This window comes from Flavobacterium noncentrifugens (genome assembly GCF_900100375.1).
Classification (GTDB): Bacteria; Bacteroidota; Bacteroidia; order Flavobacteriales; family Flavobacteriaceae; genus Flavobacterium; species Flavobacterium noncentrifugens.
The window spans coordinates 524659-549879 of sequence record NZ_FNEZ01000003.1; the positions used below are offsets into that span (position 1 = coordinate 524659).

At 42.1% G+C, this 25221-nt stretch carries 25 protein-coding genes; 16 read left to right on the forward strand and 9 right to left on the reverse strand.

Features of this window, described 5'->3' with window-relative positions:
- The first annotated feature begins 84 nt into the window (after positions 1-84).
- Positions 85-654, forward strand: a complete 570-nt coding sequence (locus BLS32_RS11910) for an NUMOD4 domain-containing protein (RefSeq protein WP_091396155.1) — start codon at positions 85-87, stop codon at positions 652-654.
- 61 nt (positions 655-715) lie between these two features.
- Entirely contained in the window at positions 716-1123 is a 408-nt protein-coding gene (locus BLS32_RS11915) for a hypothetical protein (protein ID WP_091395942.1), read from the forward strand.
- On the opposite strand, the gene BLS32_RS11920 is transcribed toward BLS32_RS11915, so the two are convergent.
- On the reverse strand, positions 1120-1788 hold the full coding sequence (locus BLS32_RS11920) for an NAD-dependent epimerase/dehydratase family protein (RefSeq protein WP_091395944.1): 669 nt from the start codon (positions 1786-1788) through the stop codon (positions 1120-1122). The genes BLS32_RS11915 and BLS32_RS11920 overlap by 4 nt on opposite strands.
- A gap of 156 nt (positions 1789-1944) precedes the next feature.
- Between BLS32_RS11920 and BLS32_RS11925 the strand changes: the two genes are divergently transcribed.
- Complete coding sequence (locus BLS32_RS11925; protein WP_091395946.1) at positions 1945-2493, forward strand: type 1 glutamine amidotransferase domain-containing protein; 549 nt, start codon at positions 1945-1947, stop codon at positions 2491-2493.
- Positions 2494-2560: 67 nt separating this feature from the next.
- Here BLS32_RS11925 and BLS32_RS11930 read toward each other — a convergent pair whose 3' ends face one another.
- The gene (locus BLS32_RS11930) at positions 2561-3160 is read right to left on the reverse strand and encodes an FMN-dependent NADH-azoreductase (RefSeq protein ID WP_091395948.1); all 600 of its coding nucleotides are present in this window, start codon (positions 3158-3160) and stop codon (positions 2561-2563) included.
- Between the two features lie 107 nt (positions 3161-3267).
- On the opposite strand from BLS32_RS11930, the gene BLS32_RS11935 reads away from it, so the two are divergent.
- On the forward strand, positions 3268-3615 hold the full coding sequence (locus BLS32_RS11935) for a winged helix-turn-helix transcriptional regulator (protein ID WP_091395951.1): 348 nt from the start codon (positions 3268-3270) through the stop codon (positions 3613-3615).
- A gap of 53 nt (positions 3616-3668) precedes the next feature.
- Here the strand turns inward: BLS32_RS11935 and BLS32_RS11940 are convergent, their stop codons facing one another.
- Positions 3669-4952 carry a PQQ-dependent sugar dehydrogenase gene (locus BLS32_RS11940; protein ID WP_091395953.1) on the reverse strand — a complete coding sequence of 428 codons (1284 nt, stop codon included), beginning with the start codon at positions 4950-4952 and terminating at the stop codon, positions 3669-3671.
- Between the two features lie 123 nt (positions 4953-5075).
- Between BLS32_RS11940 and BLS32_RS11945 the strand changes: the two genes are divergently transcribed.
- Entirely contained in the window at positions 5076-5636 is a 561-nt protein-coding gene (locus BLS32_RS11945; RefSeq protein WP_091395955.1) for a 2'-5' RNA ligase family protein, read from the forward strand.
- A 45-nt stretch (positions 5637-5681) separates the two neighbouring features.
- Here BLS32_RS11945 and BLS32_RS11950 read toward each other — a convergent pair whose 3' ends face one another.
- Both BLS32_RS11950 and BLS32_RS11955 read right to left on the reverse strand, forming a co-directional pair.
- On the reverse strand, positions 5682-9110 hold the full coding sequence (locus tag BLS32_RS11950) for a methylmalonyl-CoA mutase family protein (RefSeq protein ID WP_091395958.1): 3429 nt from the start codon (positions 9108-9110) through the stop codon (positions 5682-5684).
- A 309-nt stretch (positions 9111-9419) separates the two neighbouring features.
- Complete coding sequence (locus BLS32_RS11955; protein ID WP_091395961.1) at positions 9420-10904, reverse strand: catalase; 1485 nt, start codon at positions 10902-10904, stop codon at positions 9420-9422.
- A 117-nt stretch (positions 10905-11021) separates the two neighbouring features.
- Here BLS32_RS11955 and BLS32_RS11960 point away from each other — a divergent pair, with 117 nt between their 5' ends.
- The 8 genes from BLS32_RS11960 (at position 11022) to BLS32_RS18515 (ending at position 17943) form a co-directional block, all read left to right on the forward strand.
- The gene (locus tag BLS32_RS11960; protein ID WP_091395963.1) at positions 11022-11759 is read left to right on the forward strand and encodes a DUF4197 domain-containing protein; all 738 of its coding nucleotides are present in this window, start codon (positions 11022-11024) and stop codon (positions 11757-11759) included.
- Between the two features lies 1 nt (position 11760).
- Positions 11761-12474 (forward strand): DUF4197 domain-containing protein, encoded by a 714-nt coding sequence (locus BLS32_RS11965; RefSeq protein ID WP_091395966.1) that lies wholly within the window; start codon positions 11761-11763, stop codon positions 12472-12474.
- Between the two features lie 254 nt (positions 12475-12728).
- Positions 12729-14066: an HTTM domain-containing protein gene (locus tag BLS32_RS11970; RefSeq protein ID WP_091396158.1), complete on the forward strand. Its 1338-nt coding sequence runs from the start codon at positions 12729-12731 to the stop codon at positions 14064-14066.
- A 113-nt stretch (positions 14067-14179) separates the two neighbouring features.
- The gene (locus tag BLS32_RS11975; protein WP_091395969.1) at positions 14180-14611 is read left to right on the forward strand and encodes a thioredoxin family protein; all 432 of its coding nucleotides are present in this window, start codon (positions 14180-14182) and stop codon (positions 14609-14611) included.
- The gene (locus tag BLS32_RS11980; RefSeq protein ID WP_091395972.1) at positions 14608-15594 is read left to right on the forward strand and encodes an FAD:protein FMN transferase; all 987 of its coding nucleotides are present in this window, start codon (positions 14608-14610) and stop codon (positions 15592-15594) included. Before BLS32_RS11975 ends, BLS32_RS11980 begins: the two co-directional genes overlap by 4 nt.
- Complete coding sequence (locus BLS32_RS11985) at positions 15591-15797, forward strand: DUF4266 domain-containing protein (RefSeq protein WP_091395975.1); 207 nt, start codon at positions 15591-15593, stop codon at positions 15795-15797. Before BLS32_RS11980 ends, BLS32_RS11985 begins: the two co-directional genes overlap by 4 nt.
- Positions 15798-15819: 22 nt before the next feature.
- A complete protein-coding gene (locus tag BLS32_RS11990; protein ID WP_245699426.1) occupies positions 15820-17286 on the forward strand; it encodes a DUF3570 domain-containing protein in 1467 nt (488 codons plus the stop codon).
- A 15-nt stretch (positions 17287-17301) separates the two neighbouring features.
- Positions 17302-17943 (forward strand): hypothetical protein, encoded by a 642-nt coding sequence (locus tag BLS32_RS18515; protein WP_170227564.1) that lies wholly within the window; start codon positions 17302-17304, stop codon positions 17941-17943.
- A 47-nt stretch (positions 17944-17990) separates the two neighbouring features.
- On the opposite strand, the gene BLS32_RS12000 is transcribed toward BLS32_RS18515, so the two are convergent.
- Complete coding sequence (locus tag BLS32_RS12000; RefSeq protein ID WP_091395980.1) at positions 17991-18791, reverse strand: ABC transporter substrate-binding protein; 801 nt, start codon at positions 18789-18791, stop codon at positions 17991-17993.
- An 80-nt stretch (positions 18792-18871) separates the two neighbouring features.
- On the opposite strand from BLS32_RS12000, the gene BLS32_RS12005 reads away from it, so the two are divergent.
- A complete protein-coding gene (locus BLS32_RS12005; protein WP_091395982.1) occupies positions 18872-19954 on the forward strand; it encodes a lipase family protein in 1083 nt (360 codons plus the stop codon).
- Here the strand turns inward: BLS32_RS12005 and pyrF are convergent.
- Together pyrF and prfA are read right to left on the reverse strand one after the other, a co-directional pair.
- Positions 19951-20766 (reverse strand): orotidine-5'-phosphate decarboxylase, encoded by an 816-nt coding sequence (gene pyrF / locus BLS32_RS12010; protein ID WP_091395984.1) that lies wholly within the window; start codon positions 20764-20766, stop codon positions 19951-19953. The two genes, BLS32_RS12005 and pyrF, sit on opposite strands and share 4 nt — an antisense overlap.
- 376 nt (positions 20767-21142) lie before the next feature.
- Positions 21143-22219, reverse strand: a complete 1077-nt coding sequence (gene prfA, locus BLS32_RS12015; protein WP_091395986.1) for a peptide chain release factor 1 — start codon at positions 22217-22219, stop codon at positions 21143-21145.
- 115 nt (positions 22220-22334) lie between these two features.
- Between prfA and BLS32_RS12020 the strand changes: the two genes are divergently transcribed.
- Positions 22335-22820 (forward strand): DUF6265 family protein, encoded by a 486-nt coding sequence (locus BLS32_RS12020; RefSeq protein ID WP_091395989.1) that lies wholly within the window; start codon positions 22335-22337, stop codon positions 22818-22820.
- A gap of 264 nt (positions 22821-23084) precedes the next feature.
- On the forward strand, positions 23085-23630 hold the full coding sequence (locus BLS32_RS12025; RefSeq protein ID WP_091395991.1) for an ExbD/TolR family protein: 546 nt from the start codon (positions 23085-23087) through the stop codon (positions 23628-23630).
- 54 nt (positions 23631-23684) lie between these two features.
- Here BLS32_RS12025 and BLS32_RS12030 read toward each other — a convergent pair whose 3' ends face one another.
- Positions 23685-25148: an aminoacyl-histidine dipeptidase gene (locus tag BLS32_RS12030; protein WP_091395993.1), complete on the reverse strand. Its 1464-nt coding sequence runs from the start codon at positions 25146-25148 to the stop codon at positions 23685-23687.
- Positions 25149-25221 lie beyond the last annotated feature (73 nt).

Here is a 25221-nt window from a genome sequence, read left to right on the forward strand (position 1 = left end):
TTTTTACAATTTCTTTTTTTTGAGAGAATCATTTTATTAACTTTGGAACACCAAGGAAAATACCACACTCCTAAAACAAGACATATGCTGCGATTTAAAACCTCTGAAACTTTCAGGGAAATCGTCATTGATGCACCTTTAAAGATGCGTTATGCGGTTTCCAATTATGGAAGGCTAATCAGCTATACCCAGACTTTTGAAGATGGCCGTGAGCTATCTGGCGGACGGGCAGATGGTTACCGGACATTACACTACAAAATCCGCGACGGCGAGAGCGAGAAAAAGAAAAACAAGTACATTTTTTTATATCGGGCGGTTGCCGAATTCTTCATCCCGAAGACTTCTGACGAGCAGGTATATGTACTGCACCTCGACCGCAAGCGCGACAACGACCATATTTCTAACCTGCGATGGGCAACCCGCGCCGAAATGCTTGAACACAGCCGAACAAGCCCTTATGTCATTGCTGCGAAAACCCGCAAGGTATTGGGCAACGGCAAACTCACTTCTACACAGGTGATCAGGCTTAAAAAAAGGCTGCAGGACCCAAAGCGAAAAACGAGGCTCAGGATACTCGCAAAAGAATTTGGCATCAGCGAAATGCAATTGAGAAGAATCAAAACAGGCGAAAACTGGGGCCATATTGTTGTGTAAGCATTCTTTTATACGCTAAATATTTAGTATCTTAGTCAGATCAAGCTTAATATTTTGACCTATGGCTATTACTTTACAAATCCTCTGGCTCTTTATATTGGCATTGCCAATTGCGTGTGTGGCATGGACTGTTACGCATGAAGAAGTATTTCGGGAGCCAAGGGAATATTGCGCCAGGCGTTGCAAGGACGGAAAAACGCTTCCCGAAAGAAAGTTTTTTTACCTGTTTACATGCGAGTATTGTTTCAGTCATTATGTAACGGTGGCTTTTTTATTCCTAACCGATTTTCATTTGCTATTAAACGATTGGCGCGGTTATGTCATTGCAGGATTTGCATTGGTATGGATTGCCAACACTTATATGAGTCTGATGGCTTTCATCCGCCAGGACATCAAAAAGGAAAAAACCGAAATTGCATTGCTCGAAAAAGAAGCCGAAACCGTACAGAAAGATCTCGAAAAGTATTAACTTTTTGCAAGCGCAATAATGTCTTGGCCTTCAAGAATATTTTTTGGATCACCCACTGTCACCGATTTGATCATCGCCTGGCCCAATTCTTCAAGCGTACAAAATCCCGATGGATACAAGGCGCGCCCAATCGGGAAAAACCAGTTGATGTATTTGTAAAACGAATGCGTATGTTTCAATCCTTTGGTAGGCTTGATAAATCCGGGACGGAAAGCGTATACTTTTTTAAACGGCAATTTCATCAGGTCATTTTCTGTTTTGCCTTTGACACGCGCCCAATGCTGGGAACTTTTTTCCGAACTGTCTGTTCCTGCCCCTGAAATATAATCAAATGTCATCTCCGGATTTTGTTTACAAAGTGTTTTAGCGGCATGCATCGTCAGTTCATAAGTGAATGTATCATAATCTTCTTTGCTCACGCCAATAGATGAAATCCCGAGGCAAAAGAAACAGGCATTATAACCTGCAAGCTGGCTTTCAATTGGCGACAGGTCAAAAAAATCTGCGTGGATGATTTCTTTTAGTTTGGGATGTGACACGCCGCCAGGCTTTCTGTTGATTACCAAAACTGCTGCTACAGCATCACTCCGCAGGCATTCATGCATCACACCTTCTCCTACCATTCCTGTGCTTCCTGTGACGATTACTTTTATTTTATCAGACATTTGATGTTGGATTTATGTCTTCAAATTACAAAAAATAATTGGAAGCTACTGTGTCCTATTAACAAATATTACGACAACTTTAATAGCATTTTGGCAACACTTCGAACATCAGATCGCTAACTTTAGGGTAAACAACAACTATCAAAATTTAAAGTCATGAGCAAGAGAATCGCCATTTTGGCCACCAACGGATTTGAGGAAAGCGAATTGAAATCGCCAAAAGAATATTTAGAACAACAAGGCTGGACGGCAGACATTGTAAGCCCCGAACAAGGAACCATCCGTTCATGGGCAGAAAAAGACTGGGGTCCGGATTATACCGTAAATACTACACTTGACCAGGCAAACCCTTCCGATTATGATGCTCTGGTCTTGCCGGGCGGCGTCATAAATCCTGACAAATTGCGTACAGATGAACGTGCATTGGAATTTGTAAAAGCTTTTTTTACTGATGGAAAACCAGTTGCCGCGATTTGCCACGGGCCACAAACGCTAATTAGTGCGGGCGTGGTTGATGGTCGCGCGATGACTTCCTATCCATCAATCAAACAAGACCTTATCAATGCCGGAGCACAATGGCTCGACCGGGAAGTCGTAACAGACAACGGTTTGGTCACAAGCCGCTCGCCGAAAGATTTGCCAGCATTTAATAAAAAAATGGTCGAAGAAATCAACGAGGGAAAACACCAGCCGGAAGTACAATAATAAAAATTTAATTCATAAAAAAAGCGGAACCATACTGGCTCCGCTTTTGTATTTTATGGAAAAAAGCTTATACAGTAATGCTATCAATGCCTTTTTCAAGTGCATTTTCAGCCAAATCAGGAATTGCCGTGCCTTCGACGCGATAGGTTTCTACATCGGTAATCCCAAGAAATCCAAGTACGCTTTTGAGGTATGGGCTGGCAAAATCGTAGGCCTGCATTGGACCTTCTGAAAATACTGCGCCCGAAGCCAAAGCGACATACACTTTCTTATTTTTGAGCAAACCTTCTGCGCCACTAGCCGAATAATTAAACGTTTTTCCAGCCCTTGCGATGTGGTCAACCCATGCTTTTAGTGCAGATGGAATTCCGAAATTATAAACCGGGACACCCACTACAATGACATCGGCCCATTTTAAATCGGCGATAGCTTCCTCAGAAGCGCGAGCCGTTTCTTTATTATCAGATGTTTGCTGGTCTTCAGGGGTAAAAAATGAAGCAAGATGTGATGCCGAAAGGTGCGGCAGAATGCTGTCGTTCAAATTGGTTGTCCTGACTATACTTCCAGGATTTGCCGTTTCGATTTTTTCAATGATCGCATTGCCGAGTTTGATGCTAAATGAAGCGTCGCCACGCGGACTTGAAATAATGTGCAATATGTTTTTCATCACTTTTAATTTTGAATTGAAATGTAAAATTAGCTACATTTGCTAATCAAAAGTTAGTAGTTTACAAAAGGTTAGTAGTTACCTATAAGTAAGCCAATAAATTAATTATGGAAGAAAAATGCACGAATGTCTGTCAAAATCATCTTACAGCAGTAGGCGATGCGCTTTATGTGATTGGCGGAAAATGGAAACTCAGAATTATCATCGCCCTGAAAGATGGCCACAACCGTTTCAATGATCTGCAACGCACGATCACGGGCATTTCTGCAAAAGTGCTTTCTACCGAGCTGAAGGATCTTGAAATGAACGGTTTCGTAAAGCGCACTGTACATACCGGAACGCCGGTTATCGTAGAATATGAACTCACCGGATATAGCGATACGCTACACGAAGTGTTGAGCGCACTAGGCAATTGGGGTACGATGCACCGTGAAAAGATCAGGGCAGAAAGGTAATTTGTCCTTCATTTAAAACATAAAAAAACCGGAGCCGTTACAGCCCCGGTTTTTTATTTAGAGTAAGAAATTTGCCAGATGTTATTGGTTTTGTCATCGGTCAGTAACAGAGATCCGTCAGGCAATTGTATGACACCAACCGGGCGGCCATGGACTTCATTTTTATTGGCATCGACCACAAATCCAGTAAGGAAATCTTCGGCTTTACCACTTGGTTTTCCGTCCTTAAAAGGCACAAATACGACTTTGTAACCTGAAATAGGGTCGCGGTTCCAAGAGCCGTGCTGGGCAATGAATGCGCCATTTTTATATTTGTCGGGAAATGATTTTCCAGTGTAGAATGCCAACCCAAGCGAAGCAGTATGTGACCCAAGGTCGACTTCGGGAACAATGGTTTTTTTAACCAGATTTGGATTTTGAGGCTTTACGCGCGGATCGATATTTTGTCCCCAATAACTGTAAGGCCAACCATAAAATCCGCCTTGTTTGACAGATGTAAGATAATCCGGAACCAGGTTATTGCCGAGTTCATCACGCTCATTGACTGCCGTCCATAATGTTTTAGTTTCCGGCGCCCAATCCATCCCTACAGGATTTCTAAGTCCGGATGCGTAAATTTTAAGTCCGCTTCCATCAGGATTAACTTCGAGTATATCGGCGCGGTTGATTTCATTGTCAAAACCTTCTTCGGCTACATTAGTTCCTGATCCAACTGCAATATAAATTTTAGAATTGTCAGCATTTGCAATTAGATTTCGCGACCAGTGCCTGTTGTGTTTTCCTGCAGGAAGATCAAGCAGCTTCTCGCCTTTTCCTTCAAGTTTTGTTTGCCCTTTCTTGTAAGGGAAACGCAGCAATGCATCGGTATTTGCCACATAAAACCAATCGCCTATGACCAGCATTCCAAATGGTTGGTTGAGTCCGTTGTCTTTTGTGGCGAATGTTTCTCGGACATCTGGTTTTCCATCGTTGTTGGTATCGCGCAATAGCGTAATCACATCCGCGCTGTGGCTGAGTTCGTTAGATCTTCCTGCTCCGATAATTGCAGCTCCAACCTGTTTTGGGATGCTGTAATTGGAGTTGGATTGAGCGACGAGCACATCGCCGTTTGTTATGGCATACATCCAGCGCGGGTTGTCGAAGCCATCGGCATATTTGGTAACGGTAAAACCTTGGGGCGCTTTTGGTGTTTCGCCATCTTTCCATCCGATGACATTTGAATAATTGGTTACCGATTTTGTGGCGTAAGGTGCGGGAAGTTGTTTTTTTGCAGATTTCTGGGCGTTTATCCCGATGGAAAAAATCAGGAAAGTAACTATTAAAATATTGGTTTTCATAGCTGTGTGTTTTTGTTATCCTATTAAAGTTACGATTCAGTAAAATAAAATCCAGCCGTTTTAATATAATTTTAGGAAAACAAAAAATCCGGAATTTGTATCTTCAATATTCAATTTCGAACTATGGCAAAACAACACAAAAAGAATCGCGTTTACAACCAGACATCTTTATTTGGCCCGCTGTATGCATATCTTGTGGTGTTGTCACCTCCACAAAAAGTCAGGGAAGATATTGCAACTTTCAAAAAAGAGTTAAATGATATTGCTTCGATTGGCGACCGGAATTTGCAATCGATCGGACACATTACCTTGACGGATCGCTTAACGGACGATGCTGATTTTGCAGAAACTGTGAGGAAATTGATTCAAGGTCATAAAAAATTTTCTGTCCGATTAAACGGAATTGGCATTTTCGACCATCAGCCAAAAAAAACTTTATTCTTAAAAATTGAAGGTCCAAATCCGATCATTGTATTGATGAATTCCTTAAAATCAGTTTCAAAATCGCCACATTTAAGTCTTGCTAAAACCCTGCCGCCTGAAAATTTCGAAAAATGGGCGAATTATCTCGACGAATTTGAATATGAAGCCGAATGGATTTGTGGAGAAGTTGTCGTACTCAAAAAATTAATGTCGGAAAAACATTTGGGGTTTAACGATAAAATCATAATTCCGCTTAAATAAAAAAAGCCTCTCTTTCGAAAGGCTTTTGATATAAAATAAATGCAATTACATATTTCTTCTGTATTGCCCGCCCACTTCAAACAGCGCCGAAGTGATTTGCCCCAGCGAACAAACTTTCGTCGCTTCCATCAGTTTTTCAAAAATATTCTGGTTACTGATCGCCGCTTCCTGGATCGCATTGAGTTGTTCGTCTTCTTTTCCGGCGTGCGTTTTATGCAATTCTTCGAGCATTTCGATCTGGTATTGCTTTTCTTCTTCGGTCGCACGGATGACTTCCAATGGCACTACTGTTGGCGAACCTTTCGAACTTAAAAAAGTATTTACTCCAATGATCGGGAAATCGCCATTGTGTTTCAACGTTTCATAATACAGACTTTCTTCCTGGATTTTTGAGCGTTGGTACATGGTTTCCATCGCACCGAGAACGCCGCCTCTTTCAGTAATTCTGTCGAATTCCTGCAATACAGCATCTTCGACCAAATCGGTCAATTCTTCAATGATGAACGAGCCTTGGATCGGGTTTTCGTTTTTTGCCAGTCCGAGTTCCTTGTTGATAATGAGTTGGATTGCCATCGCACGGCGCACCGATTCTTCCGTTGGCGTTGTAATCGCTTCATCATACGCATTCGTATGCAGGGAATTGCAATTGTCGTAGATCGCATACAAAGCCTGCAAGGTCGTACGGATGTCGTTAAAGTCAATTTCCTGCGCATGCAGCGAACGTCCCGATGTTTGAATGTGGTATTTCAACATCTGCGCGCGCTCATTCGCACCGTATTTGTTTTTTAGGGCTTTCGCCCAGATTTTACGCGCCACACGGCCGATTACGGCATATTCCGGATCAATTCCGTTGGAGAAAAAGAACGAAAGGTTTGGCCCGAAATCATTGATGTCCATACCACGGCTCAGGTAATATTCCACGTAAGTGAAACCGTTGGAAAGCGTAAATGCGAGTTGCGTAATCGGATTCGCGCCGGCTTCAGCAATGTGATAACCCGAAATCGAAACCGAATAAAAGTTCCTGACATTTTGCGTGATGAAATATTCCTGTACGTCGCCCATCAGTCGGAGTGCAAATTCCGTTGAGAAAATACAGGTATTCTGCGCCTGGTCTTCTTTTAAAATATCGGCCTGAACGGTTCCGCGCACCTGCGACAACGTCCTGATTTTTATCTGGTTATATACTTCCGGAGTTAAAACCTCATCACCTGTTACGCCAAGCAGCATCAATCCCAAACCGTTATTTCCGGCTGGCAGATCGCCTTGGTATTTTGGGCGGATTGTTCCTTTTAGCTTGTATATTTCGTTGATTTTTTCTTCAATTTCAACCTGCAGATTGTTTTCACGGATGTACAATTCGCATTGCTGGTCGATTGCAGCATTCATGAAAAATCCAAGCAACATCGGCGCCGGGCCGTTGATCGTCATCGAAACCGAAGTCAGCGGATGCACCAGATCAAATCCTGAATACAGTTTTTTCGCATCATCCAAACAGCAGATTGAAACACCGGCATTTCCGATCTTTCCATAAATATCAGGACGAATGTGCGGATCATTTCCGTATAATGTCACACTGTCAAAAGCAGTTGACAACCGTTTTGCAGGCAATCCGGCGCTAACATAATGAAAACGTTTATTCGTTCTTTCCGGGCCGCCTTCTCCGGCAAACATCCTTGACGGGTCTTCGCCTTCGCGCTTAAACGGATACAATCCCGAAGCAAACGGAAATTCTCCCGGTACATTTTCCTGCAAACACCAACGCAAAATATCGCCCCAAGCTTCGTATTTCGGAAGCGACACTTTTGGGATTTGGGAATGTGATAATGATTCGGTATGCGTTGCAATTTTAATTTCCTTGTCACGGACTTTAAAGCTGTACACCGGATTTTTGTATTTGTTGACTTTGTCGTTCCAGGTCAGAATAATTTCCCAGTTGTACGGATCGAGATCCATTTTAACGCGGTCGAATTCCTTGCCTAATAAACTTAAAAATTGCTTTGTCGTTTCGTCATTTGATTCTAAAACCGCTTCGTCAATTCCGGCTTTAGTAATGGTTGGAAGTTTTCCGCCAACACTTTCGATGGTTTTAAAAATTCCGTATAATTTTTGCGCGACTTGTTGTTGCGTTAAAGCGGTCGCATCATATTTCCTGTTGTTTTCTGAGATTTCAGACAAATACCGCGTTCTGTGTGGCGGAATCACGAAGATTTTCTCGCTCATTTCACGCGTAATATGAAAATCAGATTTTAAATCTGAATCTGTTTTTTCGTGCACTTTATCCATGATCGCTTTGTAAAGCGTGTTCATTCCCGGATCATTGAACTGCGATGCAATTGTTCCGTAAACAGGCAAAGTATCCAAATCGGCATCCCAAAGCTGGTGGTTTCGCTGGTATTGTTTTTTGACATCGCGCAACGCATCAAGCGAGCCGCGTTTGTCGAATTTATTGATCGCAACCAAATCGGCGAAGTCAAGCATGTCGATTTTTTCGAGTTGGGTTGCTGCCCCGAATTCGGGTGTCATAACATATAATGAAACATCGGAATGATCCATGATTTCGGTATCCGATTGCCCGATTCCGGAAGTTTCAAGGATAATAATATCATAATTTGCTGCCTTTAAAACCTGAATCGCTTCGGCTACATATTTGGATAAAGCCAGATTGGATTGGCGTGTGGCCAATGAACGCATGTAAACGCGTGGATTATTGATCGCATTCATGCGGATTCTATCACCCAGTAAAGCACCGCCGGTTTTTCTTTTCGATGGATCGACAGAAATGAGCCCGATGGTTTTTTCAGGGAAATCAATGAGAAATCTTCGAACGAGTTCATCAACCAATGAGGATTTTCCCGCGCCGCCGGTTCCGGTAATTCCGAGAACTGGCGTTTTAGAATTTTGGTTTTGAATGTGGATTTTGTCTAAAGTGTCTTTTGCAACTTCCGGGAAATTTTCAGCAGATGAAATCACCCTTGCAATTGCCGTCGGATTTTTCTCAGCCAAATGGTTGATTTCTCCATTTAAAACATCCCCAACCGGATAATCCGAACGTTTGACTAAATCATTGATCATGCCTTGCAAGCCCAAAGCACGACCATCGTCTGGTGAATAAATGCGTTCGATGCCGTATTCGTGCAATTCTGAAATTTCAGATGGCAAAATGACGCCGCCGCCGCCGCCGAATATTTTAATGTGTCCGGCTCCTTTTTCTTTGAGCAAGTCATGCATGTATTTGAAATATTCATTGTGCCCGCCTTGGTAAGAAGTCATTGCAATGGCATTCGCATCTTCCTGAATGGCAGTATTTACTACTTCTTCGACGCTGCGGTCGTGGCCGAGATGAATCACTTCAACACCGGTCGACTGGATGATGCGGCGCATGATGTTGATCGCGGCATCGTGGCCGTCGAAAAGCGAAGCGGCAGTAACAATTCTTACTTTATTTACAGGAATATATGGTTTTGCTTGTTCCATTTTGTGTTTTGTGACGAATTTAGGTCGGCAATTTACGAAATTCTTAAAAATTTGATGTTTGTTTTCTTGTAAAATTTGGGTAGACTTAATTTGGCTTGAATGGAACGCAGATCACGCGGATCACGCGGATTTACACCGATTGAAAACAACTGCATTAGCCCCGATTGAAGCGGCATCCTTTTGTGGAGCACAGCGGAACAAAAGATAGAGCGAAAAGCGGGAAACAGCTCCTAATAAAAAAGCCCACTTTCGTGAGCTTCTTATCTTGCTTCATGCTTCTTGCAGCGAAGCGGTCTTACTTCTATAAATCTATTTCCTAAAACTTGCCGGATCAATCTGAACGCCCAAGCCTTGCGCAACACCCATTCCAAGATTCATGTCGGCGCGGAACCAATGGCACAACTGGCGGTTGACGATTTCTTCTTTTTTCGGGCCGTCGATGCCACTCATCGCGCCAACAATGTTGCTAATCGTGTTTTGCTGCAGGTGCGGCTCCATCAAACGAAACAGGTTTCCGGGTTGCGAATAATGGTCGTCTTCGCCTTTCTCGTTGCGGTCAAACCAGCCGGCAACGGTACTGTCGAGTTCGAGCGACGGTTCTTTATAACGTTCATCCACCACAATATCATCGAAACTGTTAGGGAAATAATTGGGTTTGCTACCGCCGTTTCCATCAACGCGCATCTGGCCGTCGCGCTGGTAATTGTTGGTGGCAAATGGGCAGCGGTTTACTGGGATTTGTTCGTAATTTCCGCCCAGACGGTAACGCTGCGCATCGGGATATGACAGGATTCTTCCCTGCAGCATTTTATCTGGCGAATAGCCGATTCCATCCACGACGTGCGCCGGGGCAAACGCCGCCTGTTCGATATCCTGGAAATAATTGTCTGGGTTTTTGTTGAGTTCTATGGTTCCAACATCGATAAGCGGATAGTCGCCGTGCGGCCAAACCTTCGTTAAATCGAACGGATTGATGTGGTACGTTTTGGATTCGGCTTCGGTCATGACCTGGATTTTCATGTGCCATTTCGGGAAATCTCCGGCTTCGATGTTTTCGAGCAAATCGCGCTGGGCAAAATCCATATCGACCGATTTCATCTGCGCGGCTTCGTCATTCGTGAAATTTTTGATGCCTTGTGCCGTTAAAAAGTGAAATTTGACGTAATGCCTTTGATTTGCCGAATTGATCATCGACAAGGTGTGACTGCTAAAACCGTGCATGTGCCGGTATCCGTAAGGCGTTCCGCGGTCTGACATTAAAATCAAAACCTGATGTAAACTTTCAGGATTTAATGACCAGAAATCCCACATCATTGTTGGCGATTTCATATTCGTGTGCGGATCACGCTTTTGCGTATGGATGAAATCCCCGAATTTTTTAGGGTCTTTGATGAAAAATACCGGTGTGTTGTTTCCAACGAGATCCCAGTTTCCGTCTTCGGTGTAGAATTTTAAAGCAAAACCACGCGGATCGCGTTCGGTATCGGCGGAGCCTTTTTCGCCTCCGACCGTGGAGAAACGCAGCAACATTTTGGTTTCTTTCCCAACGTGGCTGAAGATTTTTGCTTTGGTATATTTTGAGATATCGTGCGTAACCGTGAACGTTCCGAAAGCACCCGAGCCTTTTGCGTGAACGACGCGTTCGGGAATCCTTTCGCGGTTGAAATGCGCCATTTTTTCGTGCAGGATAAAATCCTCGAGTAAGATTGGGCCGCGCGGGCCGGCCGTTTGCGAATTTTCATTCTCGGCATACGGCTTTCCTGATGCTGTTGTTAGTTTGTTGTGATTGCTCATGATTTTGTGATTTCTTGTTACTATCAAATGTAAACATTAACATTTTATAAACAAAATCGATAGTTTTGATATTTTAATAGTCTGACGCTATTTGCTATCTTTGGCAAAAAATCAAACATGAAAAAATACCTTTTATTGGCATTGCTTGTTCCGTTCTTAGGAAATGCCCAATTGAAAAAGCTTGTCAAAAAAGCCAAAAAGACTGTTGCGACAGCAACTACCACTTCCTCTTCATCTGCGACAAGCAGCCTTGACATCAGCGCGGCATTAAAAGAAGCACTCAACAACGGCATTACCAAAGAAGTTTCAAAACTCACTGCTACCGACGGTTTTTATAAAAATGAAGCGGTGAAAATCTTGATGCCGGAAGAATTGCAAAGAGTTGACAAAACCCTTCGCGCGATGGGCATGTCGAGCCTTGCCGATGAAGGTGTGAAGTCGTTGAACCGTGCTGCAGAAAGTGCGGTGAAAGAAGCGACCCCGATTTTTGTGGCATCGATTAAAAACATGAGAATAACCGATGCGAAAAATATTTTAATGGGTAGCGACAATGCGGCAACGACTTATCTGCAAAGCTCGACTTCGACTGCTTTGTATGCGAAATTCAATCCAGTAGTAAAGGAGTCGATCGGGCAAGTGGGCGCCGACCAGATCTGGACAACGATAATCACAAAATACAATGCATTGCCTTTGGTTTCAAAAGTGAATCCGGACATCGTGGATTATGTGACCAATAAAGCACTTGACGGTGTTTTTAAAATGATCGCTGTGGAAGAAAAAGACATCCGCGGGAATTTATCGGCACGAACTTCTAATTTGCTGAAAAGCGTTTTTGCATTACAGGATAAAAAATAAGATGAAAAAAGTATTGATTTTAGGTTTGTCGTTTTTGCTTTTTAGCTGTGCCGAATTGCAGCAGGTGGCGAGCCAGTATCCGCAAATTGGAACGGTTGGCGTCGGAAATGCCGACATTGCTGCCGGACTCAAAGAAGCGTTGAATAACGGAATTTCCAAACAGGTTTCCAAACTTACAGCTACCGATGGATTTTTTAAAAATGAAGCCGTAAAGATTTTGCTTCCCTCAGACTTGCAGAAAGTCGATAAAACGCTGCGCGATCTTGGCATGTCGAGTCTGGCGGATGAAGGTTTAAAAGTGCTGAACCGCGCGGCTGAAAATGCCGTCAAAGAAGCGACGCCGATTTTTGTCGGTGCGGTAAAAAACATGACTTTCACCGATGCGCGGAATATTCTGCTGGGAAATGATACGTCGGCAACGGCTTATCTGCAAAGCTCTACATCGACTGCTTTGTATTCTAAATTCAATCCGGTGGTTAAAAGTTCGCTTGGAAAAGTCGGCGCTGATAAGGTCTGGGCAAATATCATTACAAAATACAACGCAATTCCATTGGTCAAAAAAGTCAACCCAGATTTGAATGATTACGTCACACAGCAAGCGATGAACGGCGTTTTTAAAATGGTTGCCGTTGAAGAAAAGGACATCCGTAATAATTTTGCCGCGCGTACTTCCGATTTGTTGAAAAGGGTATTTGCTTTGCAGGACAATAAATAGCTAAATTTAGCAATCAATAACACATATATAACAAAGGCTTAACACTGAACTGTAGCATAATATGCGACCTTTGTAGAATAATAAAGGGTTTTTATTATTTTGGTTTAGAGTTAGTTAGAAAAGATTGCCGGTATTCGTCCTGAATGCCGGCATTTTTGCTTTAAGTCAAATCTGTTTTCTTCATTCCATAAAAATCAATTCTTTGGCTTATAAATCCTGAAAAAACTTTTAGTTTTGCTGCGTAATTTATAATGATGCCAAATAAGAAATTCTTTATTTTTGAGTCAGATGCCTGCAAACGGTTTTTATTTTCGCCTGTTGACATAGCGCCTTTGGCATTGTTCAGAATCTTTTTTGGGATTTTACTCGCGTGGCATTGTTTTGAAGCGATTTTTTCAGGCTGGGTTTTAATAAACCTGATCAAACCCAAGTTTACTTTTTCACACATTGGGATGGATTGGCTACAGCCATTGCCCGGAAACGGCATGTATTATTATTTCGGGATCATGGGAATCACTGCGATTTTTGTGGCCATCGGATTGTTTTACAGATGGAGTCTGGCATTGTTTACGATCCTGTGGGCAGGTTTTTATTTCATGCAGAAAACGATGTACAACAACCATTATTATTTGTTGATGCTTATTGGGATCATCATGTTTTTACTGCCAGCGAATAGAAATTATTCTTTGGATGCTAAGATTTTTCCTAAGATAAAAACGAATTACATTCCGGCCTGGTGCATTAATGTGATGATTTTCCAGATCGGCATTGTGTATTTTTTTGCTGCAATGGCCAAATTATATCCGGGCTGGCTTGACGGATCATACATCCAAATCATGCTGCACAAGCAAACGCTTCCTTTCTGGAAGGGATTTTACCAACAACGGTGGCTGCATTATTTGCTTGCTTATTCGGGATTCTTATTTGATTTGCTAATCGTTCCGTTATTGCTTTGGAACAGGACGCGCATGTATGCTTTCGTTGCGGCAATTTTGTTCCATACGTTTAACAGTATTCATTTGAACATCGGGATTTTTCCTTTTTTTGCGTTGTCATTCAGTGTGTTCTTTTTCCCGGCAAGCACGATCCGGAAAATTTTCTTCAGAAATGTGATTCCGCAAAAAGAGGAACTGATCGTTTACGGGAAGAACACGCTTAAATGGTTTTTCATTCCGTATTTCATCCTTCAGCTGGCACTTCCGGTTCGACACTTTTTTATCAAAGGCGATGTGCTGTGGTCAGAAGAAGGACATCGCTTAAGTTGGCGCATGATGCTTAGAAGCCGCACCGGTTATATCAAGTTCATCATCCGTGACAATGAAACTGGAAAAAGAAAAGTGTATAAACTAAGTAAAATCCTAACCAAACGGCAAATCAAATCGATGAAATCAAGGCCTGATATGATCTGGCAAACGGCACAAAAAATCAACGAAAAATATGCCCAAAAAGGCAAAAAAATCAGCATTTTCATCGACTGTAAAGTGTCTTTAAACCATCAGCCTAAAAAAGTTTTGATCAATCCCAATGTAGATTTCGCTAAAGCCGAATGGAATTATTTTTCCCATAACGACTGGATTTTGTTACGCGACTAATCGTATATTGGACTATTAAAATCTTCTTAAAAAAAATTATTTTTTGCTTTAATACATAAGAATTAATTACTACTATTGCACATTATTTATATTTAGTATAAATAAGTATAATTATGAAGATTCTTATCCTACTTTTATTGACCGCATGCAGTTATGGACAAACCTGGACAACCGATTTTGACCAGGCGAAAAAAGATGCAGCAAACGAAAACAAAAACATTCTTTTGGTTTTTTCAGGTTCCGATTGGTGTGCGCCGTGCATCAAACTCGAACAAACCATCTGGAATTCTGAAGCCTTTAAAACCGATGCACAAAAAAGCTGGATTCTGGTCAAAGCCGATTTTCCTAAGAAAAAAACACACCGACTTTCAGACGCCCTTCAAAAACAAAATGACGGTTTAGCAGCATCATACAACAACGATGGCAATTTTCCGCTTGTTGTATTGCTCGATAAATTCGGAAAAGTCCTTGGGAAAACAGGCTACAAAAACATACAGCCGGAAGCGTATCTAAGCTTTTTGCATGCCATGGAAACCAAAATATGAAACAAGTATTTTTCTTACTTTGCTTCCTCGCTGCTTTTTCGGCGCAATCACAAATCATCCAAAAAAGGGTTGTAAAACTCATGGGATCGCGGTTTGACCTGACGGTCGTTGCCAAAGACAAACCGACTGCTGAAGCACATATCGACACGGCTGTGATTGAAATTACACGCATCGAAAACTTAATTTCCGACTGGATTCCGGAAACACAAGTCTCTCAAATTAATCGCAATGCTGGAATCGCTCCTGTAAAAGTCGATCTTGAATTGCTCGAACTCACCCAAAGAGCCATACATTTTTCAGAACTTACTGACGGCGCTTTTGACATCAGTTTTGCTGCCGCAGATAAGATCTGGAAATTCGACGGCAGCATGACTACACTTCCAACTGAAGAAGCCATTCGGGAATCTGTAAAAAAAATCGGATACAAGAATATTATTATCGATGTCCAGAATTCCACCATTTTCCTGAAACTCCCCGGAATGAAAATCGGATTTGGATCAATCGGAAAAGGTTATGCCGCTGATAAAACCAAAGCGCTTTTAATGTCTAAAGGCGTGATTGCCGGGATAATCAATGCTTCTGGCGACATGAATACGTGGGGGAAACAACCCGATGGCAAAGACTGGACGATCGGGATTACAAATCCGTTAAACAAGGACAAGGTTTTTGCGGTGTTTCCGATTTCGGGAACTGCGGTCGTAACTTCGGGCAATTATGAAAAGTTTGTGGTATTGAACAACAAACGGTACGCACATATTATCGATCCGAGAACGGGCTGGCCGGCTTCGGGAATTGCAAGCGTGACAATATTTGCAGAAAGCGCGGAAATGGCAAACGGACTTTCAACAGCGATTGTTGTTCTCGGCAAAGATGCCGGACTGGATCTTGTAAACCAGCTTCCGTTCGTGAACGCCGTCATTGTTGACGATGCCGGAAAAAAATTCTATTCGAAAAATACAGATATTAAAAGATTCAAAAAATGAGAACCTGTCTTTGTTTATTTATTCTGATCTTTTTGGAAGGATGCAATTCCGTTAAGGAATACCAAAAGCAGGCGATCAATGATCCCGGCATGAAGCTTTCTGCGCATTCAACTGAAAGATATGAAACCAATTTCCAGGTATACCGCGAAGGTGCATCGGGTGCGAATGGAGGAAAAACAGGCGGAGGCTGTGGCTGCAATTAACATGAGGAAAATTACCATTCTTATGGCATTTTTATTTGCATCATTTGCCAATGCCCAGCAGGACAGCACCGTTGTGTACAAAAAACGTGTACTCGAAAGTGCCGAAATCGAATTCCTGGGAAGTTATTACAAACAGGACGGAAGCCATTCTGCTGTTGGCGGCGGTATCGGAACGGAAAAATTAACCGACCTAACTTCAAACATCATTCTTTCTGTACCGATGGGCGATGATGGCGTTTTGACTATTGATGCCGGATTTTCAGCTTATACTTCGGCTTCATCAAGCAACATTAACCCGTTTGTCAGTGACGGAACGATTACGGGAATCAACAATGGCGGCAATACGACAGGCGCATCTAAAAAATTGTGGGGCGAAAGCAATTCAAAAGACAGCGATAAAGCCATTGCCGAAAATGCTGCCGGCCCTTACGGAACACCGTGGATAGAATCGACAGGAGCTTCCAGAAAAGATGTGCTCACAGCCGTAAGTTTAAATTACAGCCACAGTTCAGACGACCGCAACCAGATTTGGAGCGCCAGTTTAAGTGCATCGAAAGAATACGATTACCAATCATTTGGTGTCGGACTTGGATATGCGCGTTTGTTCAATAATAAAAATACCGAACTCAACATAAAAGCCAGCGCTTACCTTGACAAATGGATGCCGATTTATCCGACAGAACTGCATGAGTATTCGCTTTACGGACTCAATTTCCAGAACAACAGTTATTTTAATGGCGTGACGATCGTTGATCAATATGGTGCGACGACAAAAAATTACCTTCCAAAAGCGTTTCATGAATTTGAAAACAAAAAACGGAATTCGTATGCTGTTTCACTGGGCTTGTCGCAGATCCTGACTAAAAAACTGCAATTCTCCATTTTCATGGATGTGTTGTACCAGGAAGGTTTGCTTTCGACGCCTTACCACAGGATTTATTTTGCCGATAAAGCGAATTATTATATTGGAAAGCCGCGTTACATTCCGATTTATACCACGCCAGAAAATGTCGGTTTGTTCCAATTGGCCGACGATACGGAAAAACTTCCGGACACGCGTTTTAAAATTCCGTTTGGCGCAAGGCTGAATTATTACATCAACGAGCGCTTTGTCATTCGAACTTATTACCGCTATTATGCCGACGATTGGGGATTGGAAGCGCATACGGCCAACATCGAAATTCCGTATAAAATCTCAGACCGGTTTACGATTTTCCCGATGTACCGTTTTTACACCCAGCAAGCAGTCCGCTATTATGCAGGCTATGAAAAGCATTATTCTTTCGAAAGATTTTATACTTCTGATTATGACCTGGCTTCGTTTGACAGCCATCAATACGGATTCGGGCTGAGTTATTCGGACATTCTTACGAGAGCGAAAATCTTAAAATTCGGACTCAAAAACATCGACTTCCGATACAACCGATACGAACGAAGCGACAACCTTAAAGCCGATATTTTTACCATCGGAATCAAATTTGTACAATAACCTTAATTATATACTATGAACAAAATGTACCCTTTCAATTTTTCAAACGGTAAAAATAAAGCAATGGTCTTCGTGGCTATGTTCGCCATGATCGTTGCCATTTTCAGCTGTAATAAAAGTGACGATACTATTGTTGCGAATAATGCGACTCCGGATTCGATCATCGGAACCTGGAAACTGGTTGAAGAATACAGAAATGACCAATTGGTTACTTTGAACGACTGCAGCCTTCAGGAAAATTATATTTTTGGCTCTGACCAGTTTACACACGAAATTTATGGCATGTCGGGCAAAACATTAGACAATACGCTAAACCAAAAAGGCGGTGACGACGATGACGATGACAGCGCTTCTGATGATAGTGATGATGAAGGTGACGACGAAAGCGACGACAACGGTTCTGATGAAGGTTCTGACGAAGGAACGGATGAAGGTACAGACGATGACGGCGGAAATACCGGCGGCGTTTGTGCACTTAGCCAAACGGTGATCGGATATTGGCTGAACGCAAATGGCGTGTACAGCTTCAATGCTAACAATACGACCGAATCAAAAACAATTCATTTCACCGATGCTGCCAACAAATTCTATTTCGAAGTCAGCGAAACTGCAAATGGAACGACGGTAACCAGAAAATATGTGTTTCAAAGACAATAGTTTTTACCCCTTAAAAGAAAAATGCTGCAAATCCTGCAGCATTTTTTTTATCCGATCCTTTCGTGCAGTTTTTTAAAATAGGCAAATGCTTTTAAGATGCGGCTCCCATACCATGAAAACATTTCGCCATCGACGAAGACCGTTTTGGCATGATGGGTAAACCTTCCAATCTCAAATGCATCTTCCTCTTTGAAAGGAAAAGGTTCTGAGGAAAGGAAAACCAGATCGGGATCGCCTTCGATCCGCATTTTTTTAAGTTCGATTTCAGGATAACGGCCTTTGTCGTCGTAAATGTTTTTGAAATGGTTCAGCTTTAGCATTTCGTTGATGAAATTGTCGGAACCGGCGACCATATAAGGGTTTTTCCAGATGAAGTAGGTAGCTTTTTGAGTCGGTTTTTCAGCAACAAATGTTTTAAAATCGGTGTAGGCAAAATTGATTTTATCGATCCATTTCTGCGCTTCTGTTCTGTGCTTAAATATTTTTCCAAAGTCGGAAATCATCTGGATGTTGTCTTCAAAAGTAATGACATTCGTTACCCAAACCGGGCATATTTTTCGCAATTCTTCAACGATTTCGAGTGTATTTTCTTCTTTATTTGCAATGATCAAATCGGGTTGCAGCAATTTTATCTTTTCATAATGGACTTTTTTCGTGCCGCCAATGATTTTTTTGACTGATTTCAGATGGTACGGATGCACGCAGAATTTAGTGATTCCGATAATATGTTCTTCAAGCCCGAGGTCACACAACAATTCAGTCTGCGACGGTACTAATGAAACCACACGTTTCGGAACTGATTGAATATCAAATCCATTTCCAAGCTGATCTGTAAAATTCGTATGCATTAAATGTAATTAATTTGTTAAAATTCTGTAAGGCGAAAGTACGAAATTGACTTATCTTTAATTTCGAAACTGGAATTCTTATGCTAAAAAAAGTTACATTGCTGCTCATTTTTCTCTTGGCCACGCCAACATTTTCCCAAAAACTAAAACCCGGATTTGACAAACAGGAATATATCGAATTGCTCGAGGCTTTCTCACGCTGGGGCGACAGCGTTTTTTACAAAGGAATTCCCGAAAGTAAAATCTATAAAACCAAATACCGATCTGAAGAAATGGGTTTGCTAAACCAATGGGAATTGTATGAAGCGCCCGGACATTCGGTGATTTGCATCCGCGGAACGACTAAAGACCAAATGAGTTGGTTTGCCAATTTTTACGCAGCCATGATTCCTGCACAGGGCAAATTGCAATTGAATGACAGCACAGCCTTTGATTATCATTTTGCCGACGATCCAAAAGCGGCAGTGCACGTGGGCTGGACACTTTCTACTTGTTTTTTAATGCGTGACATCTTGCCAAAAGTACAGCAGCAATATGAAAAAGGCGTTCGGGATTTTATTGTTTTCGGGCACAGCCAGGGCGCGGCGATCAGTTATTTTGTAACGGCACAATTAAAATATTACCAGCAAACGGGCGTGTTGCCGAAAGACATCCAATTTAAAACCTATTGCAGTGCGGCGCCAAAACCGGGAAATTTATATTTCGCTTATGATTATGAAGCGTCTACGCAGATTGGCTGGTCATATAGTGTGGTAAACGCGTCAGATTGGGTTCCGGAAGTTCCGGTTTCGATTCAGCAGGTAAATGATTTCAACACCACAAATCCGTTTAAAGATGCGAAGAAAAAGTTTAAAAAAATGCCTTTTCCGCAACGTGAATTTATGGGTTTCATGCATTCACAATTGACGAAATACAATCGGAAAGCGGTAAAACGCTACCAGTTTTTTCTCGGGAAGATTGTTTCAAAAATGATTGTGAAGAAACTGCCGGGATTTAAAAATCCGGAATATTACGATTCAAATTATTACGTTCGAACCGGAAATATGATCATTTTAAAACCCGATGAAGCGTATTTTGCGGCATTTCCTGATAACGATGAAACGCTGTTTGTGCACCACAATTTGCTGCCATATTTAACATTGGCACAGAAGCTTCCCAATTAATTTTCTAAAATAACTTGCATTTCCTGTTGGATTTTAAGTGCTTCTTCTCTTGCTTTTTCTGCGAAATTCTCTTCCGCTGAAGCGTAAATAATACCGCGCGAAGAATTGATCAGCAAACCGATGTTTTCAGACAGGCCGTATTTACAGACTTCAGATAAACTTCCGCCCTGTGCGCCAACGCCGGGAACAAGCAGGAAACTGTTTGGAATTATTTTCCGGATTTCGGTGAAATACTCTGCTTTCGTTGCGCCAACGACATACATCAGGTTTTCGGAATTTTTCCAGTTTTTGGATGTTTCGATAACCGTTTTGTACAATTCTTTTCCATCAATATTCAAAGTCTGAAAGTCGAAAGCGCCTTCATTTGATGTTAGCGCGAGCATGATCGTATGCTTGTTTTCAAAAGCTAAAAACGGTTCAACCGAATCTTTCCCCATGTAAGGCGCAACGGTAACCGAATCGAAATTCAGATCTTCGAAAAAAGCTTTCGCATACATCGATGACGTGTTTCCGATGTCACCGCGTTTGGCATCTGCAATCGTGAAAATTTCAGGATGTTTCTCGTTGATGTAATTGATGGTTTTTTCTAAAGACTGCCAGCCTTTGATTCCGTACGCTTCGTAAAAAGCGGTGTTGGGTTTGTAGGAAACCACAAGATCGTGTGTCGCATCGATAATGGCTTTGTTGAATTCGAAGATCGGGTCTTCGGTTTCGAGTAAATGTTTTGGAATTTTATTTAAATCGACATCGAGGCCGATGCAGAGGAATGATTTTTTTTTGTGGATTTGTTGCGTGAGTTGTTGTGTGGTCATGGATTTGCTGAGTTGTTGTGGCAAAGTTAATAAGTTTAAAAGTTAAAGCCACGAATAACACGAATTTTCACAAATCATTCTTTGCCAATTATTAGATAAAATTCTAATTTTTGATAAATGCCCTAGCCCCGATTACTTCACTGACTTTTATTTTAATCGGAGTTCAGTGAATGCTGTGCATTTGCAGCGGAAATCCTTCTTGCGTAATGAAATGGAGCGAAAAGATTCCAGTATAAAGCGGGATACAGCTCCTAAAAAAAATTAAGTTATTGAACCCTTAAGGCATTAAAGTACATTAAAACAATTCTTAAATAAAAAAATGCCAACTAAAAGCTGGCATCTTGATTTTATTCTTCGTTCGTCATTCGACTTTTGATTAAAAAACCTCGCTGGCTTCTTTCAATTTTTCTGTATTGCTGACCAATTGCAGCTCATCAACTATTTTATGGATGTCGCCGTTCATAATGTTTCCAAGGTCGTAAAGCGTTAAACCAATGCGGTGATCGGTGACGCGGCCTTGTGCATAATTGTAAGTCCGGATTTTTGCAGAACGGTCGCCAGAACTCACTTGAGACGAACGTTTAACGGCGTCTTCAGCGTCTTTTTTAGCCAATTCCTGCTCGTACAAACGCGAACGCAAAACGGTAAAAGCCTTATCTTTATTTTTATGCTGCGATTTTTCGTCCTGGCATTGCGCGACCAAACCGGTTGGAATGTGCGTCAAACGCACCGCCGACTTTGTTGTATTTACCGATTGTCCGCCTGGCCCCGATGAACAGAAAAAGTCAACACGAACATCGTTCATATCGATTTGTACGTCAAATTCCTCAGCTTCCGGCAGCACCATTACGGTTGCGGCAGAAGTGTGTACGCGGCCTTGTGTTTCTGTTTGTGGCACCCGTTGTACGCGGTGCACGCCAGCTTCGAATTTCAAAGTGCCGTAAACATCTTCGCCGGTTACTTCAAAAATTACCTCTTTGAATCCGCCCGAAGTGCCTTCGTTCATATCGACCACTGAAGTTCTCCAGCCTTTTGTTTCGCAATATTTGGTGTACATTCGGAACAAATCTCCTGCGAAAATACTGGCTTCGTCGCCACCGGTTCCGGCGCGGATCTCGACCATGACGTTTTTAGCGTCTTCGGCATCTTTTGGGATCAGCATGAATTTGATCTCATCTTCCAATTCCGGCAATCTTTGCTTGGCTTCCTCGAGCTGCATTTTTGCCATTTCGACCATTTCGGCATCGCTGCCATCAGAAATGATCTCGTTGGCTTCCTCGATGTTGCCCATTATCGTCACATATTCGTCACGCTTTTCGGCAAGCGCTTTCAAATCTTTATATTCTTTATTCAACTGTACATAGCGTTTCTGGTCGGCGATCACATCCGGCTGGATGATCAAATCCGAAATCTCGTCGAAACGCTGTTTTACGATCTGAAGTCTGTCTAACATTTTTTACTCCTTTTTAGGCCTGCAAATTTACAAAAAATTGTTTACAGTCGGTAACGTCTCGTTTACAGTATTTTTGTTAATTTTGCGAACGTTAAAACGTATAAAATTCACTCCAATGAAAAAAATTATTTTTGCAGTTGTTATACTTTCTTCTGTAATTTTCACCTCTTGTAAAAAAGAAGATGAGAAAGGACCGCTGGAAATCGACAAAGCCAAATGGCTGGCCGGAGAATGGCAGAATAAATCCAAAGATGGTGTACTAACAGAAAGCTGGGAGCGCGTGAATGACAGCGTTTTTCACGCCGTTTGTTATTTTGTTCACGGAAAAGACACGCTGCACAATGAAAAAATCAGCCTGTTGCAATCGGACAATTCAATCATTTACAGCCCGACAGTGAAAGGCGAAAATGGAAACAAGCCGGTGCCTTTTAAAATGACGAGCGTCAATGCAAATGAATTGGTTTTTGAAAACCCGAAGCATGATTATCCGCAAAAGATCGTTTATACAAAAATTACAGCAGACAGTTTGGTTACCAAAATTTCGGGAATGGTTCAGGGAAAACCGTATTCTGAAACGTATCCGATGAAAAAAGTGGATTAAATTACTTTCTGAAATATTTTGAAAACGCGCTTTTATAGTGTGTTTTTTTATTTGAAGCTAATCCGGCTGTCCGCTATATCTTTTATTCCGCTTCGCTACACAAAAGGATGCCGCTCCCATCCGGGCTAAATCCAAACCGGCAACATTTTGGTTTTTAACAAATTGCACAATATCAGAAAGGCAATCGGCGTTTGAATTTTAAGAAGCTTTTGTGAAAATTGTTTTCCGCTGCATTCTTAAAAACCAACCAAAAACCAATTTATTATGGCCGAATTAAACAACGATGCACCAAGCGGCGATTTAAAAAAAATCCGGAGCCGCAAATCCAATTCAAAAGTAGATTTAACTGCAATGGTCGATCTTGCTTTTTTGCTCATCACTTTTTTCATGCTCACCACCACGCTGAGCAAATCACATGCGATGGAACTTTCGATGCCCGATTCAAAAGGCACGCCGTCACCAGTTGATGAAAACCGCACCCTTACCATTCTCGTTGGCAACCACAACAAAACCAAATGCTTTATGGGGAAGCAATCTGGAAATTCAAAAGAAATTGTTTTGGGCACACGTGATCTGCGGCGGGAACTCACCGCCAGAAAAAAAGAAGTGCTCGCCTACTCGACTGCAAAAGGAAAACCGGAACGCGGTTTAATCGTATTGATCAAACCTGATAAAAATTCAAGCTACGGAAACCTTGTTGACATTCTCGATGAAATGGCAATTTCTGAAGTACAGACTTATGCCATTACAGATATTGAGAAAAATGAAAGTGAACTTTTAAAAAAAGACGGTTCTGGACGAAAAATTTAGACAAAAGAAAACCCTCAACATTGAGGGTTTTTATTTTTATAAGCAAGGTTGTATTTATTTTTTTTCCGGAATATTCTCTAAAATCTCCAATACGAATTTCCAGAATTTTTGTGACGATTTGATGCTTGCACGTTCGTCAGGTGAATGTGCGCCGTGAATCGTCGGGCCGAAAGAAATCATATCCATATCGGGATAATTCGTTCCGAGGATTCCGCATTCTAATCCGGCGTGGCAGGCAACAACTTTTGGTTTTTCGTTGTTTTGCTTTTCGTATATTTTTTCGAGAATTGTTAGGATTTCCGAATTCACGTTTGGCGTCCAGCCAGGATAACTTCCAGACAAATTGACTTCACATCCAAACAATTCAAACGCCGAACGCAAGGCATTCGCCAAGTCATATTTTGAAGTTTCAACTGAAGAACGCGTCAAACAGCCAATTGACAATTCGCCGTCTTTTACAATGACACGCGCAATATTATTAGACGTTTCGACCAGATCCGCCATATCAGCGCTCATTCTATACACGCCGTTGTGCGCCGCATAAATTCCGCGGATCAAACCTTCCTGAACGCCCAAATCCATCACTTTCTTTGGCAGATCGATTTTGGTTATTTCAATGGTCAGATTGGGTTCGGTCGTTTGGAATTCGGTTTTGATGTCGCCGATGATTTCCTGCATGTCAAAAACATAGGCTTCGTCATACATTTCGGCAATGATCACATTGGCGACACTTTCTCGCGGAATCGCATTTCGCAAACTTCCACCGTTTATCTCTACGATCTGCAATCCGAAATTCTCGAATGCATCGAATAACAAACGGTTCATGATCTTATTGGCGTTGCCCAAACCTTTATGAATGTCCATTCCGGAATGCCCACCGTTTAAGCCTTTTACTGTGATTTGATAACCCACAGAACCTTCGGGCGTTTCTTCTTCGTGGTAACTTCTGGTGGCGGTGACGTCGATTCCACCGGCACAACCAATGTCAATTTCGTCGTCTTCTTCGGTATCTAAATTCAGTAAAATCTCACCTTGTAAAATGCCTCCTTTTAAGTTTAAAGCGCCCGTCATTCCGGTTTCTTCATCAATTGTAAAAAGTGCTTCAATCGCCGGATGTGCAATGTTGGTCGATTCCAAAACCGCCATGATCATCGCGACTCCAAGGCCGTTATCCGCGCCAAGCGTCGTTCCTTTTGCACGAACCCAATCACCGTCGACATACATATCGATGCCTTGTTTGTCAAAATCAAAATCGGTGTCGTTGTTTTTTTGGTGCACCATATCGAGATGGCCCTGCATGACGATTGGCTTGCGGTTTTCCATTCCTTTTGTGGCTGGTTTTCTGATGATCACATTTCGAATGTCGTCTTCAAAAGTTTCGAGTCCGAGGCTTTCGCCGAAGTTTTTCATGAATTCGATCACGCGTTCTTCTTTTTTTGACGGACGTGGTACGGCATTCAGATCCGCAAATTTATTCCAGAGTGCTTTTGGTTCAAGGTTTCTTATTTCCTGGCTCATTTGATAAGTTTAAAAGTTACTGAGTAGCTGAGTTCTTAAGTTTTCAGCGGAACAAAGTTACAAAGTTTAAACG